At 68.1% G+C, this 15,427-nt stretch carries 8 protein-coding genes; 2 read left to right on the forward strand and 6 right to left on the reverse strand.

Annotation, left to right across the window (positions count from 1 at the left end; all coding sequences use genetic code 11):
- Positions 1 to 62: 62 nt before the first annotated feature.
- Positions 63 to 893, forward strand: coding sequence for an SGNH/GDSL hydrolase family protein (locus ISN75_RS19800; protein ID WP_423385096.1), 831 nt, complete (start codon positions 63 to 65; stop codon positions 891 to 893).
- 109 nt (positions 894 to 1,002) lie between these two features.
- Complete coding sequence (locus tag ISN75_RS19805; RefSeq protein ID WP_167253588.1) at positions 1,003 to 1,833, forward strand: oxidoreductase; 831 nt, start codon at positions 1,003 to 1,005, stop codon at positions 1,831 to 1,833.
- 177 nt (positions 1,834 to 2,010) lie between these two features.
- On the opposite strand, the gene ISN75_RS19810 is transcribed toward ISN75_RS19805, so the two are convergent.
- The 6 genes from ISN75_RS19810 to mgtA all read right to left on the reverse strand — a co-directional run bounded on the left by ISN75_RS19810 (position 2,011) and on the right by mgtA (position 15,362).
- A complete protein-coding gene (locus ISN75_RS19810) occupies positions 2,011 to 4,761 on the reverse strand; it encodes an Ig-like domain-containing protein (RefSeq protein WP_423385097.1) in 2,751 nt (916 codons plus the stop codon).
- A 196-nt stretch (positions 4,762 to 4,957) separates the two neighbouring features.
- A complete protein-coding gene (locus tag ISN75_RS19815; RefSeq protein ID WP_343817782.1) occupies positions 4,958 to 6,412 on the reverse strand; it encodes an efflux transporter outer membrane subunit in 1,455 nt (484 codons plus the stop codon).
- Positions 6,413 to 6,414: 2 nt separating this feature from the next.
- Entirely contained in the window at positions 6,415 to 9,510 is a 3,096-nt protein-coding gene (locus ISN75_RS19820; RefSeq protein ID WP_343817784.1) for a CusA/CzcA family heavy metal efflux RND transporter, read from the reverse strand.
- On the reverse strand, positions 9,503 to 10,597 hold the full coding sequence (locus ISN75_RS19825) for an efflux RND transporter periplasmic adaptor subunit (RefSeq protein ID WP_343817786.1): 1,095 nt from the start codon (positions 10,595 to 10,597) through the stop codon (positions 9,503 to 9,505). The genes ISN75_RS19820 and ISN75_RS19825 overlap by 8 nt, the downstream gene beginning before the upstream one ends.
- A gap of 335 nt (positions 10,598 to 10,932) precedes the next feature.
- Complete coding sequence (locus ISN75_RS19830; protein WP_167253578.1) at positions 10,933 to 12,600, reverse strand: Na/Pi cotransporter family protein; 1,668 nt, start codon at positions 12,598 to 12,600, stop codon at positions 10,933 to 10,935.
- A gap of 101 nt (positions 12,601 to 12,701) precedes the next feature.
- Complete coding sequence (gene mgtA / locus ISN75_RS19835) at positions 12,702 to 15,362, reverse strand: magnesium-translocating P-type ATPase (protein ID WP_343817788.1); 2,661 nt, start codon at positions 15,360 to 15,362, stop codon at positions 12,702 to 12,704.
- Positions 15,363 to 15,427: the final 65 nt, after the last annotated feature.

Here is a 15,427-nt window from a genome sequence, read left to right on the forward strand (position 1 = left end):
GGCGTGGTGAACCGGCTACAAGGGACGTTCCCGTCGTTCGGACGTCCAAACGGAACCACGCCGTGCCAGCCTTCCGTATCCGTACCCTGCTGCTCGCTCTTGTCCTGATCGCGCCCATCGCCTCGGCCCAGGACCACGCCGCGCCCGATCAACCCAGGACCGATCAACCCAGGCCCGATCAATCAAGGCCCGAAGCGATCGACCCGCTCTACACCGCCGCGCCATCCTCGCTCGCACCCGACGACATCGCCTCGCTGCAGCAGCGCCTGGCCGACTGGCCGCAGCTCGCGCGCTACCGCGAAGCCAATGCGCACCTCGAAGCGCCCAAGCCCGGCGAGCGGCGCGTGGTGTTCTACGGCGACTCCATCACCGACAACTGGGGCCGCCAGCAGGACACCGCGTTCTTTCCCGGCAAGCCCTACGTGAACCGCGGCATCGCCGGCCAGACCACGCCGCAGATGCTGGTGCGCTTCCGCCAGGACGTGATCGACCTCAAGCCCGCGGCCGTGCTGATCCTGGCCGGCACCAACGACATCGCCGGCAACAGCGGCGTGAGCACGCCGGAGATGATCGAGGACAACCTGCGCTCGATGGCGGAGCTGGCGCGCGCCCACCATATCCGCGTGATCCTCGCTTCCATTCTTCCCGTCAGCGACTACCCGTGGCGCCGCGGCCTGCAGCCGGCGGACAAGGTGCGCGCGCTGAATGCGTGGATCAAGCAGTACGCCGCGGCCAACGGCGCCGTGTATCTGGACTACTACAGCGCCATGGCCAACCAGGATGGCGGCCTCGACGCGGAACTGGCCGGCGACGGCGTGCATCCGACGCCCGCCGGCTATGCGCGCATGGCGCCGCTGGCGGAAAAAGCGATCGAGCGCGCGCTGTCGCACTGACGCGCGCTTCACGTGCCACAAGGCATCCCGACAACTCGCGCGGCGATCCGCTAGCATCGCCGCTCCGGAACGCGGAGTGCGTTCCTTGACCGTGATTACGGGGGCTTCCATGGCAGGCAAAGTCTGGTTCATCACCGGCGCATCGAGCGGTTTCGGCGATGCCTTCGCGCGCTACGCGCTGGGCCGCGGCGACAGCGTCGTCGCCACCGCGCGCGACACCGCGCGCCTGGCCCCGCTGGTAAAGCTGGCGCCGGACCGCGTGCTGGCGCAGCGCCTGGACGTGGCCCAGCCGGACGAGGCCGACCCCGCGATCATGGCCGGCGTCGAGCGCTTCGGCCGCCTGGATATCGTGATCAACAACGCCGGCTACAGCGTGGTCGGCGCGGTGGAGGAAACCCCCGACGCCGAACTGCGCGCGCTGATGGACACCAATTTCTTCGGCGCCGCCGGCGTGATCCGCGCCGCGCTGCCGCTGCTGCGCGCGCAGCGCAGCGGCGCCATCGTCAATATCACCAGCCTGGGCGGGCAGCTTTCGTTCGCCGGCTTCAGCGCCTACTCCGCCAGCAAGTTCGCGCTGGAAGGCCTGTCCGAGGCACTGGCCGGCGAAGTGGCGCCGTTCGGCATCAAGGTGCTGATCGTGGAACCCGGGCAATTCCGCACCAACCTGGCCGGCGCCGGCATGCGCTACATGCCGGAACTGCCGGCCTATGCCGACACCGTGGGCGCCACGCGCCAGTTCGCGCACGGCATGCACCAGACCCAGGAAGGCGACCCGCTCAAGGCCGCCGCCGCCATCGCCAAGGCGCTGGAAGCCGACGACACCCCGCTGCGCCTGGCACTGGGACGCGATGCGGTCGACGCGATCCGCGGGCATGCGCAGAAGATGCTGGTGGATATCGATACGTGGGAAGCGGTATCGGTCGATACGCGCATCGATTGAGCGCACGGCCAACACGTAGGTTGGGGTGAGCGCAGCGAACCCCAACGAGACGGACAGCACGATCGCCAACGCGAGAACGTCCCCGCATGTCCGCCACCGGCCCGCTCGATACCCGACTCCGATACGCCACCCTGAACCCGTCATCCCGGCCTGCGCCGGGATGACGGGCCCGACGGCTTACTGCGCCTTCACACTCACATCGTCGATCACGAACGAGGTCTGATTCGAGCTGTCCTCGACCCCGTAGAAGTTGATCTGGATGGTCTGGCCGATATACGCCGACAGGTCCACCGTGTGCTCCTGGTAGCCCGTCGCGGCGTTGGCGTTGGACCAGGTCGCCAGCGTCACGTACTTGCCGGCGGAGGTGATCACCTGCGCGCTCAGCGTGTCGTAGGCGGTGCTGCCGCTTTCGGCCGTGTCGATATGCATGAAGAAGTCGAGCGTGGCCTTGGTGGCGGTGGCCGGGATGGTGATGGACTGGCGCACATAATCCGTGTGCGCGGAACCGTAGCCATCCAGCCAGGCCTTGTAGCTGCCGGTGTGGGCCGCTTCGCCGCTGGTGTTGTTGATCACGCCGCTGGTCTGCGTCCACGAGGTGGCGCCGCTCTCGAAGCCGCCGTTCTTCACCAGTTCGGTAGCCGTGCCGCCGCCATTGGACACGCTGAAGCTCACCGTCGCACTGGTGCCGACGTTGTTGGCCGCGTCGTAGGCCTTGGCCACCAGGCTGTGGCTGCCGTTGGCGAGCGTGGTGGAATCGAGCGTGGCCGTGTACGGCGAAGCGGTGTCGGTAGCCTTGAGCGTGCCGTCGACATAGAACTCCACCTTGCTCACGCCCACGTTGTCGCTGGCCGTGGCCGACAAGGTGATGGTGCCGGAAGTGCCGCTTTCCGAAGCGCTCACCGTCGGCGGCGTGGTGTCGCCACCGCTGCTGTTGGACACGCTGAAGCTCACCGTCGAGCTGGTGCCGACATTGCCGGCCGCGTCATACGCCTTCGCCACCAGGCTGTGCGAGCCGTTGGCGAGCGTGGTCGAGTCCACCGTGGCCGTGTACGGCGTGGCGGTGTCGGTGGCCTTCAGCGCGCCGTCGACATAGAACTCCACCTTGCTCACGCCCACGTTGTCGCTGGCCGTGGCCGACAGCGTGATGGTGCCGGAGCTGCCGCTTTCCGACGCGCTCACCGTCGGCGGCGTGGTGTCGCCGCTGCCTGCGCCCTGGGTCACCCATACCGGCGCCGACCACAGCTGCTTGCCGTCGTCCTGGGTGATCTTGGCGTAGTAGAAGTGATCGCCATTGGCCGGCGTGATGGTGGTGGTGGCGGTGCTGGAGGTGGTGGCCACCGTGCCGTTGCTGCCCGGCACGCCTTCGAACACCTGCACGCGCTGCACGGTGTGGCCGGCGGTGCTGGCGTAGTTCACCGTGAGCGTCAGCGCGCCGCTGTTGCTGAAGCGCTCGCCCATCAGATGGCCGTTCGCGGTGAGCACGATCTGGCCGGTCTTGTCCTCGGTGGCGAACACGTGGCGGGCACGGATCGCATCGAGGAAGGCGTTGAGGCTCAGCGTGGTGCCATTGGGAATCAGCACGCCGGTGCGGTTGGTGTAGCTGGCGCCCCAGTTGGCGCAGTGGTTGTCCTGGTCGGAGCTGGGCGCCACGTGGTAGCCGCGCTCCAGGAAGATATTGAACGCGTTTTCGTAGCTGGTGCGGCTGGTCTCGGTCTCAGTGGTGTTGTGCGAGAAGGCCGAGCTGTTGAGCACTTCGGCCAGCACCATCACCTGGTCGCCGTCGGCGGTATAGCCCAGATCCTGGCCGCCGGCATTGAACTGGCCGCTGGTGGCCGGATGGTTGAACTGGCCGACCCAGCCGTTGGTCTTCATCAGCGTGTACAGCGAAGCGTAGTCGCTCTTGGCGGTGAACACGTCGCCGATCAGCTGGTTGGAGCTGTTGTATTCCCACTCCAGCAGGCTGGGCGAATTGAAGATGTTCAGATGGCCGCCGTTGCTGATCACGCCCCACTCCAGGCCATAGATGGCCAGGAAGTTGGAGTGCGCGGCGTTGAACGTGCTCGCCGCCTGCAGGCCGGACTGATACAGATTGTGCGCGGTGGCCGGGCTGGCCGAGGCATTGGTGCCGGTCGAGCCGTCGTACATGTGGTTGTGCTCGGACGTCATCAGGATGTCCAAGCCGTCGTTCAGCGCGTACTGGTAGGCGTCGGCCGGGCCGTACGGCGCGCTCTGCGGATTCTGCGCATCCACGCAGGTGGAGACGTCGCCGCCGCCGTCGCTGTGGTTGGTCTGGCTATGCAGATTGCCGTAGTAGATGGTGTACGGCAGGCTGCCCGTGGCGCCCACCGACTGCGGCTGCACGAGCGCGGAGGACATCGTCGCCGGCGCGCTGCTGCGGCTGGTGTGGCGCAGGCCGGTGAACGCCGGCATCTGCGGCTTGGCCACGCTGCCGACGAGCACGTCGTAGCGCTGCTCTTCCACCAGCTGCGGCGCCTTGGCGCCCGCCGCCGCGAGCGCGCTGGACGGCAGGCCGGTGCCGATGCGCTGTACGGTGTCGTTGTCCAGCGCGATCGCGCGCAGGCGCACCGTGTAGAAACCCGGGCTCAGCGTGGCGCCCGCGGCGCCCAGGCCGTCCCAGGTCACCTTGGCCTGCGTGCCGCCGGCACGCAGCGCGCTCTGGCCCTGCCAGTTGCGCAGCACGCGGCCCTGCGCATCGAGCAGGTCCACCGACCACGCCACCGGCGTGCCCTGCACGGCGCCCGGATAAGAGAAATGCAGCAGGGCCGTACGCGCACCCGTCCCCTGGAAGGGCACGTACAAGCCGGTTTCGAATTCCTCGTGATCAGGCAGGGTTCCGGCCACTACAGGCAACGCGAACACCATGCCGGCAGTCATCAGACTGCCAGTGAGCAACTTCTTCCACTCCATGTCTACCCACCCTCTTTGGTTGTGAGATTCCCCTGCCGGGACATCATCCAGTCCCAGACGACAAGGGTATGACCGATGGCATGGTCGCGAGTGACACAGCGCACATAAAAGGCCCTGCGATATCGAAAGTTATTGCGTAAGCCACGCGAAAGAGTTGGCGATATGGACGTCTAAACGTCCATATCTAACCATACCGTTACCGCGCACCGACCGCCTCCACGGCATCGTCGCGATGCCACCAGCCGCCGCCCGCCGCCTGGAACAGCGCCACCGTATCGGCGTAGCGTCCGGCCTGGGCCTGCACCAGGGCGATGCGCGCCTGCTGCCACGCCAGCTGCGCATTGAGCAGCGCGCTTTCGCTGAGGTCGCCCAGCGCCAGTTGCTTCCGTGCAATGTCCAGGCTGCGCGCGGCGGCCCGCTCCGCATGCTGCGCCGCCTGCAGCGCCCGCGCGTCCGCTTCCACGGCATGCAGCACGTCGGCCACGTTCTGCAACGCCGCGAGCGCCGTGCCGCGATACTCCGCCGCTGCCTGCCGATAGCCCGCCTCGGCCGCACGCTGCTTGTGCTTGAGCGTGCCGCCGTCGAACAACGGCTGGGTGATGCCGGCACCGAGGTTCCAGAAGCCGCTGCCCGCATCGAACAGCGCCCCCGCCTTGCCGGCCGTGCGGCCGAAGCTGGCGTTGATTTGCACATTGGGTAGGCGGGCGGCAGCGGCGACACCGATCGCCGCGCTGGCCGCGTGCAGCTGTTCTTCCGCGGCACGCACGTCGGGGCGTTGCTCCACCAGCTGCGCCGGCAGGCTCAGCGGCAGTTCCGCCGGCAACTGCAGGCTGTCCAAGGTGAACTGCGCATCGATCTGCTCATTGGGCATCCGCCCGCTCAACGCCGCCAGCAGATCGCGCTGCTGCGCCAGCTGCTTCTCCAGCGGCGGCAAGCCGGCACGGCTCTGCTCTAGCGCGGCCTGCTGCGCCGCCACCGCGGCTTCGGAGACATCGCCCAGCGCCTGCTGGCGCTGCAGGGTGGCGAGGATCGTCGATTGCGCCTCGACGATCTCCCGCGTGGCGTCGATCTGCGCGCGCAGCGAGGCTTCCGTGATCGCCGCGTTCACCAGATTGCTGGTGAGGGTGAGATAGGTCGCCTCCAGCTGGAAGCGCTGCGCATGCGCCGTCGCCACCAGCGATTCCACCTGGCGCCGCGTACCGCTCCACAGATCCGGCGCATACGAAACGCTGACCTGCGCGGTGGTCAGGCTGTACAGGCTGGCGCCCGACTGCGCCGGGCTGGCCAGGTCCCTGGCGATGTCCTGCCGCGTCGGGTTGTAGCCCGCATTCGCCTGCGGGAAGTACGCACCGCGCTGCGCATAGACGTTCTCCCACGCCGCCTGCAGCGCCGCGTGCGCGGCTTGCGCATCGGCGTTGCGGCGCAGCGCGTCGGCGATCAATGCATCCAGCGGCGCGCAGTGGAACAGCGTCCACCATTGGCCGGGAATATCCATCGCGGCGACGATCTTCTGCGTATCGCCGTCCGGCAGCGAGGGAGCCTCGATCCGCGCCTTGGGCGCTTCGGGACGATGGAAGTCCGGCCCGACGGCGCAACCGGCGAGGCCTAGGGCGAGCGCGCAGCCCGCATACCTGGTAATGAGCTGGCGCATGATCAGATCTCCTTCGCCGGATGCATGCGGCGCGCACGGCGCTCGACGAAACGTTCGAGCGCGTCGTAGAACGCCGGCAGGATGAACAAAGTAAGCAGGGTGGCGATCACCAGCCCGCCGACCACCACGGTGGCCAGCCCGCGCTGCACGTCGGTGCCGATGCCGGTGGCCAGTGCGGCCGGCAGCATGCCGACGCTGGCCACCGTGGCGGTCATCAGCACGGGGCGGAAGCGCTCGGTGGCGCCCAGCAGCACGGCGTCGCGCACGCCGTGGCCTTCGCGGCGCATGCGGTTGAAGTTGGCGACCATGATGATGCCGTTCTGCACGGCCACGCCGAACAGCGCGATAAAGCCCACCGCCGTGGCGATATTCAAGGTCTCGCCCTTTACGTGCAGCGAGATCAGCCCGCCCAGCGTGGCCAGCGGCACCACCGCCAGCACCAGCAGGGCCTGGCGCAGATTGCCGAACTCGGCGAACAGCAGCACCGCCATCACTGCCAGCACCAGCAGCATCACCACCACCAGGCGTGCCTGCGCGCGCTGCTGGTTCTCGAACTGGCCAGCCCATTCCAGGCGGTACTTGCGCGCATCGAACTTCACCTTGTCGCCGATGCGCGCCTGCGCCTCGGCCAGATAGTCCGACAGCGCGCGGTCGCGGTTGTCGATGCGCACGGTGAGCTGGCGCTCGGTGCCCTCGTGGGCAATGGTGCTTTCGCCGGTCTGCTGCACGATGCGCGTCACCATCGCCAGCGGTACGCGCGCGCCGGAGGGTGCGGTCAGCACCAGGCCGCCGAGCGCGGCGGGGCTGGCCGCCACCTGGTGCGGCACCCGCGCAGTGACGTTGTAGACGCGGTCCTCCACATAGGCCTGGGTGATCGCCGCACCGCCCACGCCGGTCTGGATCAGCGTGTTGATGTCGGCCACGTTGATGCCGTAGCGCGCGGCCGCATCGCGGTCCACCGTCACGGTCAGCTGCGGGATCGGCGGTTCCTGGAAGATCGACGCATCCGCGGTGCCGCGCACGTCCTTGAGCACGCCCACGATCTCGCCGCCGACGCGGCGCAGCTCCTTGAAGTCCTCGCCGTAGATGCGCAGCACCAGCGGGCTGTGCGCACCGCCGACCATATCGTTCTCGCCATCGATGATCGGCTGGCTGATGCCGACACTGATGCCTGGCAGCTGCTGCAGCCGTGCATTGAGCCGGTTGACGAACTGCGCCTTGGTCTCGCCACCCGGCCATTGCGCATATGGCTTCAGCCCCACGCCGGATTCGATATGCGAAGGCGTCCACGGATCGCTGCCGGTGTCGTTGCGGCCGAGCTGGGTGACCACGTAGCTCACCTCGGGAAACTCGCCCACCACGCGGCGGTACTCGCTGGCCATCTCGCTGGCCTTCTCCAGCGACAGGCCGCTGGGCAGCTGCACCTGCACCCACAGCGAGCCTTCGTCGAGGTCGGGCAGGAACTCGCGGCCGATGCTCGCGCCCAGCGCCAGCACCGCGGCCAGCGCGGCGCCGGCGATCGCATAGGCGACGCGCGGACGGCGCAGCAGCTGTTCGAGCAGACCGCGATAGCCGCTCTGCAGACGCTCCAGCGGCTTGTTGTGGAACATCTTGCGCGGCTTGCGCAGCGCCAGCCAGGCCAGCGCCGGCACCAGGGTGATCGCGCACAGCAGCGCACCCAGCAGCGCGTAGCCCACGGTATGCGCCATCGGCGCGAACAGCTTGCCCTCGGCGCGCTCGAAGGCCAGCAGCGGCGCGTAGGCGGTGATGATAATCAAGGTGGCGAAGAAAATCGGCCGCGCTACCTGCCTGGTCGCGCCGAGCACGTCCGCTTCGTGCAGGTAGGCGTCGGGCCGCGCCTCGCGCTTGCGCAGGATCGCCTCGGTCACCACGATCGCCCCGTCCACGATCACGCCGAAGTCGATCGCCCCCAGCGAGAACAGGTTCGCCGGCATGCCGGTGAAGTGCATCGCGATAAACGTGGTCACCAAAGCGAACGGAATCGCCACCGCCGCCACCAGCGCGCTGCGCGGACTGCCCAGGAACAGGATCAGCACCACGCAGACCAGGGCCACGCCCTCCAGCACGGTATGCCCGACCTTGCTCACCGTGGCCTGCACCAGCTCGTCGCGATCGAGGAAGGGCACGATGCGCACGTCCATCGGCGCGAGCTGGCGATTGAGCTCGTCGACTTTGGCGTGGATGCCTTGCAGCACCTTCGACGGATTCTCGCCCAGCAGCAGGTCGACGATGCCTTCGATGGTGTCGGGATTGCCGTCCTTGCCGAGAATGCCCTCGCGGATCTGATGCCCGTACTGCAGCTTGCCCAGGTCGCGGATGCGCACCGGGTTGCCGCCGTGCTGGACCACCACGATATCGCCCATGTCCTTGAGCGAACGCATCAGCCCTTCGCCGCGGATCACATACGACTGCTCGCCGCGCGTGACCCGGCCGCCGCCGGCATTGGTGTTGTTGGCGCTGAGCGCGGCAATCACATCGTTCATGCCTACGCCGAACTGCAGCAGCTTCTGCGGATCGACTTCGAGCTGGAACTCCTTGGTGAAGCCGCCGAAGTTGTCCACGTTGGCCACGCCGGGCACCTGCTGCAGCGCCGGGATCACCTTCCAGCGCTGCAGCTCGGACAGCTCCATCAGGTTGCGCGTGTCCGACTCCAGCGTGTAGCGATAGATTTCGCCGGCGGGTCCGGAGACGGGATCGAGGCCCGGTGCCACGCCCTGCGGCAGCGTCACGCCGGCGATACGCTCGGTCACGCGCTGACGCGACCAGTAGATTTCCGCGCCGTCGCGGAACACCAGGGTGATCAGCGACAGGCCGAAGGTGCTGCTCGAACGCATCGAAGCCAGCCCCGGCGTGCCGGCCAGCGCGCGCTCCAGCGGCGTGGTGATCTGCTGTTCGATTTCCTCGGCGGCAAGACCCGGCACCTGGGTGGTCACCTGCACGGTGACGTCGCTCAGTTCCGGATACGCCTCCACCGACAGCCGCGTCCACGCGTAGTGGCCGTAGATCGCCAGCAGCACCGCGATGCCGAACACGAGCCCGCGCTTGCGCAGGCACCAGGCGATGATCTTGTCAATCATTGATCAGCACTCCGCCCGCCACCACCACGCGCTCGCCGGGCGCCAGGCCCTTGAGCACGCGCGCGTCGCCGCCTTCGTCCTGGCCCAGCTCCACCGTGCGGCGCACGAAGGCCCACGGCGATACTTCGACGAAGACGGTGACGCTGTCGTTGTTCATCAGCAGCGCCGACTGCGGCACCAGCAGCGTGCGCGGCTGCGGCACGCGGAATGTCGCCGTGGCGAACATGTTGGCCTTGAGCGCGCCGTCCCCGTTGGCCACCACGATGCGCGCCTTGACCCGGCGCGAGTCGGCATCGAGCACGTCGCTCACCGACTGCACCACGCCGTCGACATGCCGGCCCGGCCAGGCCGGCAACACCACCTCGGCGGACTGGCCCGGCGCCACCTGCGCGGCTTCGTCCTCCGCGACGTTGGCGGTGACCCAGACATGGCCCAGGTCGGTGATGGTCATCAATGCGGCATTGGCGTCGTTGGCGAAGGCGCCCACGGCCGCGCTCAGCGAGGTCACGCTGCCGTCGGCAGGCGAACGCACCGCCACGCCGCGTGCATCGCCTTCGCCCAGCGCCGCAAGCCGAGCCTGCGTGCGCGCCAGTTCGGCCTGCGCCTGCGCATAGCCACTGCGCGCCGCTTCCAGATCCTTCTGCGCGGCGCCGCCGGCCTGCTGCACGGCTTGCGCGCGGTCCAGCGTCTGCTTCGCCAGCGCCTGTGCATCCGCCGCCTTGCGCTGGTCGGCCACGGCCTGCGCGTAGTCGCCGGACGCGATCAGCGCCAGCACCTGGCCGCGCGTGACGCGGTCGCCCAGCTTCACGCGCAGCTCGGCGATGCGGCCGGTGACCGGCGCGAGCACGTTCACCGTATGGCTGGGATCGGCTTCGATCATGGCCGGCGCCACCAGCGCATGCGGCAGCGCGCGCTGTTCCACGGTGCGCACTTTCAGGCGCTCGCGCAGCGGCGAGTTGGCGGGGACGCGCAGGATGCCGGCGTCGTTGACGACGGCGGGCGCCGGGGCTGGCGCCTGTTCCGTACGCGAACAGGCAGCGAGAGCGAACAGCAGGACAACGGAAGAATGCTTGATGCGGAACGACATGAGTTTTCCCGAGGCATGGGCGTGCGCCATCCTGGCCGAAGCGGCCATGACGACAGGCTGGCGGCGGGAAAACGGGCAGCGCGTAGCGCTGCCGGTAGCCCGGACGCGGTCGGAGCACCGTCCGCCGCGTCCGGGCCACGCGCTCAGGCGTGGACGGGAGACGGCGTCAGTGCAGCGTTAGGTGACTAGACGGGTCTGGGTCCAAGTGCGGGGTTCTCCGATATTCAAAACTTCAAAAATGGTCGGCGTAGGTTGGGGTGAGCCGCAGGCGAACCCCAACATCGCAACATTCGGACGCATCGCATTGTTGGGGTTCGCCTATGGCTCACCCCAACCTACGCCCGCTCTCCCGACGGGAGAGGGGCTTTATCTCGCACCAGCCTGCCCTGCAGCAGCCCGGCGCGCTCCAGCGGCAGATACGCCAGCGCCGCCAGGTGCGAATGAATGCGCTTGAGATCGCGCAGGATGCGCAGGTACACATCGCCGCCGCCACCGCCGTCGCGGCGTTCGCGCAGCGCGCGGATATGCCGCTCGGAGGCTTCGTTCTCCAGGCGCCAGATCGCCTCCTTGCGCGACACCAGCTGCTGCGCCGCGCGCAGGTCGCCGCGCATGAACACCGCCAGCCCCAGGCGCAGGCTTTCCATCACCTGGCCGTGCATGGCGGCCAGGTCCTGGATGTCGTCGGCGCTGAAGTCTTGTCCGCGCTGGGCTTTCTTGGCGGCGAACTCCATCAGGTTGTTGGCGGTGATGTCGCCGATATGCTCGATATTGATCACGAAGGCGAGGATCTCCTGGCTGCGCTCGCCGTCTTCCTCGTTCAGCGCTTCACCGCCCAGGTCCGCCAGGTATTCGCGGATCGCCACGCCCAGGCGGTCCAGCCACGGGTCCATGCGGCCGATCGCGGCGGCGCGCACGCTGTCGTCCTTGCCGAACACTTCGACCAGGCCCTTGAGCATGCCCTCGACCATGTCGGCCATGCGCATGGATTCGCGCGCGGCATTGGCCAGCGCCACGTTGGCCGAATCCAGCGCGCCCTCGTCCAGGTACTGCGGCACGCCCGGATCGTCCGGCCGCGGCGGATCCGGCAGCATCCGCACCAGCAGCTGCGCCATGCGCTCCACCGGCAGGATGAACAGCACGGCCAGGCCGAGATTGAACGCCGTATGGAAGTTCACCGCGATGCGCGCCGGCGACGCGCCCAGCGGCGCCAGCCACGCGGCCAGCGGATGCAGCAGCGGCAGGCACAGCACGCAGCCGAACGCGCGCACCAGCAGATTGCCCAGCGGCAGCCGGCGCGCCACCGGCGTGTGCGCTTCCAGCAGGGCCGGCAGGGTGCCGCCCAGGTTGGCGCCCAGCACCAGGGCCAGCGCGCCCGGTCCGTCCACCACGCCGGCGTTGGCCAGCGAGGCCACCAGCAGCACCATCGCCACGCTGGAATGGAACAGCCAGGTCATCAGCGCGGCCACCAGCACCGCCAGCACAGGCTCGCTGGCCAGGCTCTGCAGCACGGCGCGCAGCGCCTGCGCGTTCTCCACCGGCGCCAGCGACAGCACCAGCAGGTGCAGCGACAGCAGCATCAACCCTAAGCCGATGCACACGCGGCCGAGGTTTTCGTAGCGCGCGTCGTCGCTGCGGCGGTGGATGGTGAAACCCGCCAGCACCAGCACCGGCGCGATCAGCGAGATGTCGAACGACATCACCTGCACGATCAGCGTGGTGCCCACGTTGGCGCCGAGCATCACCGCCAGCCCCGGCGCCAGGCCGAGGAAGCCGCTGGCGGCGAACGACGTGGCCATCAGGCCGGCCGCGGTACTGCTCTGCAGCAGGGCGGTGATGCAGATGCCGAACGCGAACGCCGTGGGCCGGTGGCCGAGATAGCGGCCCAGCCAACGGCGCAGCGCGCTGCCGTAGCCGCGCAGCACGCCGCTGGTGACCATGTGCGTGCCCCACAGCAGCAGGGCGACGTAGCCGGCGATATCGAGCAGGGCGAAGGTGCCTTTCATGGCTTGGTCCTCCTTCGTCGGGGGATCAGGGAATGGGGATCGGGGAACGGGCAAAGCGGAGAACCGCGGCTCCCCGTTCCCCGACCCCTGTTCCCCTCACATCAGAGCCAGCGGCCGTAGCGCCGGATGTAAAGCAGCTTCACCAGCTGCGTCAGCACGCAATAGGTCAGCACCGTCAGCGCGATCCAGCCGAAGTACACCGGCGGCAGCGGCACCATGCCGATCTTGGCGCCCAGGCCGGTGTAGGGCACCAGCAGGCCGATCGCGATGATCGCCGTGGTCAGGCCCAGCACCGGCGCCGCGGCCACGCTCTGCAGGAACGGAATGCGCTTGGTGCGGATCATGTGCACGATCAGGGTCTGCGTCAGCAGGCTTTCCACGAACCAGCCGGACTGGAAGAACGACTGGTGCGCATCGCTGTTGGCGCCGAACACGTACCACAGCAGCAGGAAGGTGGTGATGTCGAAGATCGAGCTGACCGGCCCGATCCACACCATGAAGCGGCCGATGTCGCTGGCGTCCCACTTGCGCGGCTTGCGCAGGTATTCGTCGTCCATGCGGTCGAACGGGATCGACAGCTGCGAGATGTCGTACAGCAGGTTCAGCACCAGGATCTGCAGCGGCAGCATCGGCAGGAACGGCAGGAACGCGCTCGCCACCAGCACCGAGAACATGTTGCCGAAGTTGGAGCTGGCGGTCATCTTGATGTACTTGATGATGTTGCCGAAGGTGATGCGTCCTTCGATCACGCCCTCCTCCAGCACCATCAGGTTCTTTTCCAGCAGGATGATGTCGGCCGACTCCTTGGCGATGTCGGTGGCGGTATCCACCGAGATGCCCACGTCCGCCTCGCGCAGCGCCGGCGCATCGTTGATGCCGTCGCCGAGAAAGCCCACGGTATGGCCCTGGCGCTGCAGCGACTTCACCACGCGCGCCTTCTGCAGCGGCGACATCTTGGCGAACACGGTGGTGCGCTTGACCAGCGCGTCGAGCTCCTCGTCGTTGAGCGGCTCGATGTGCTTGCCCTGCGCGGAGTGCTGCACGTCCAGGCCCACCTCGCGACAGATCTTGCGCGTCACCGCCTCGTTGTCGCCCGTGATCACCTTCACTTCCACGCCGTGGGTATGCAGCGCGGCGATCGCGGTGGCGGCCGAATCCTTCGGCGGATCGAGGAAGGCCAGGCAGCCCACCGCGGTGAGGCCGGCTTCGTCGGCCACGCCATAGGCGCGGCCCGCCGGCGGCTGGTGCTTCACCGCCACCACCAGCACGCGCAGGCCGTCTTCATTGAGGCCGCGGGTCATCGCCTTGATGTCCGCGCGCATCTCGTCGGTCACCGGCAGGATCTCGTCGCCAACCTTGGCATAGGCGCAGATCGACAGCATCTCTTCCACCGCGCCCTTGCACACCAGCAGCTCGTCGCCCTCGCCGTGGCGCACCACCACCGACATGCGGCGGCGCTGGAAGTCGAACGGGATCTCGTCGACGATGCGGTACTGCTGCGCCACCGTCTCCAGGTCGCGGTGCTCCAGCACCGCCTTGTCCATCAGGTTCTTCAGGCCGGTCTGGAAGCGGCTGTTGAGATAGCCGTATTCCAGCGCCTCGTCCGACTCCTCGCCGTACAGGTCGAGGTGGCGCTCCAGCACGATCTTGTCCAGGGTCAGCGTGCCGGTCTTGTCCGTGCACAGCACGTCCATCGCACCGAAGTTCTGGATCGCGTTCAGGCGCTTCACCACCACCTTGCGCTTGGACATGGCCAGGGCGCCCTTGCCCAGGTTGGCGGTGACGATCAGCGGCAGCATTTCCGGGGTCAGGCCCACCGCGACCGACAGCGCGAACAGGAAGGCCTGCAGCCAGTCGTGCTTGTCCAGGCCGTTGATCAGGAAAACGATCGGCACCATCACCGCCATGAAGCGGATCAGCAGCCAGCTGACGCTGTTCACGCCGCGGTCGAAGCTGGTGCGCACGCGCTGGCCCACGATGGTGTGCGCGAGCGAACCCAGGTAGGTGCGCGAACCGGTCGCCACCACCACCGCGCTGGCGCTGCCGCTGACCACGTTGGTGCCCATGTAGCAGACGGTGGGCAGGTCCAGCGGGTTGTCGCCCTGCGTGGAGGCTTCGGTCACCTGCGCCGGCGTCGGCGCGGACTTCTCCACCGGCAGCGATTCGCCGGTGAGGATGGCCTGGCTGATGAACAGATCCTTGGCGCTGAACAGGCGCAGGTCCGCCGGCACCATGTCGCCCGCGGCCAGGTGCACGATGTCGCCCGCCACCAGCTCGCCCACCGGCACTTCGATGCGCTCGCTGTGGCCGTCCTCGGCGCGCCGCGTGACGGTGGCGGTGTTGCGCACCATCGCCTTGAGCTTCTCGGCCGCCTTGGACGAGCGGAACTCCTGGGTGAAGCTCAGCAGCACGCTGATGCCCACCATCACCGCGATGATGATCGGCCCGGCCAGGTCCTCGCCGTCGGTCGCCAGCTGCACCACCGCCAGCACCAGCAGCACGATGATGAAGGGGTTCTTGAACGCGCGCAGCAGCTGGTGCGACCAGTGCGGCGGCTTCTCGTGCGAGACCTCGTTGATGCCGTCGCGGTCCAACCGCTCGGCGATCTGCTCGGCGTCCAGGCCGGCCGCGCTGGTATCGAGCGCGGCGAACAGCGCCTCGTTGTGGCGGAACGCCTCGAGCGCGACCGCGACGCGCACGGGCGCACCGGCGCCCTTGCCGGACGCCTTGCCGGCGACGGTTTGGGTGGAATGCTTGATCATGACTCGCTTCCGGGAGATGCGTGGTAACAGGGCGAACCAGCGAGTCGGCGGACCTTGAAGTCCGC

The sequence above is a fragment of the Dyella marensis genome, assembly GCF_049532885.1.
Taxonomy (GTDB): domain Bacteria; phylum Pseudomonadota; class Gammaproteobacteria; order Xanthomonadales; family Rhodanobacteraceae; genus Dyella_D; species Dyella_D marensis.

What these genes read in the sequence shown, in the direction of transcription:
- ISN75_RS19805 (WP_167253588.1), top strand. Translation starts at nt 1,003, where the DNA reads ATGGCAGGCAAAGTCTGGTTCATCACCGGCGCATCGAGCGGTTTCGGC.
- ISN75_RS19810 (WP_423385097.1), bottom strand. Translation starts at nt 4,761, where the DNA reads ATGGAGTGGAAGAAGTTGCTCACTGGCAGTCTGATGACTGCCGGCATG.
- ISN75_RS19815 (WP_343817782.1), bottom strand. Translation starts at nt 6,412, where the DNA reads ATGCGCCAGCTCATTACCAGGTATGCGGGCTGCGCGCTCGCCCTAGGC.
- ISN75_RS19820 (WP_343817784.1), bottom strand. Translation starts at nt 9,510, where the DNA reads ATGATTGACAAGATCATCGCCTGGTGCCTGCGCAAGCGCGGGCTCGTG.
- ISN75_RS19825 (WP_343817786.1), bottom strand. Translation starts at nt 10,597, where the DNA reads ATGTCGTTCCGCATCAAGCATTCTTCCGTTGTCCTGCTGTTCGCTCTC.
- ISN75_RS19830 (WP_167253578.1), bottom strand. Translation starts at nt 12,600, where the DNA reads ATGAAAGGCACCTTCGCCCTGCTCGATATCGCCGGCTACGTCGCCCTG.
- mgtA (WP_343817788.1), bottom strand. Translation starts at nt 15,362, where the DNA reads ATGATCAAGCATTCCACCCAAACCGTCGCCGGCAAGGCGTCCGGCAAG.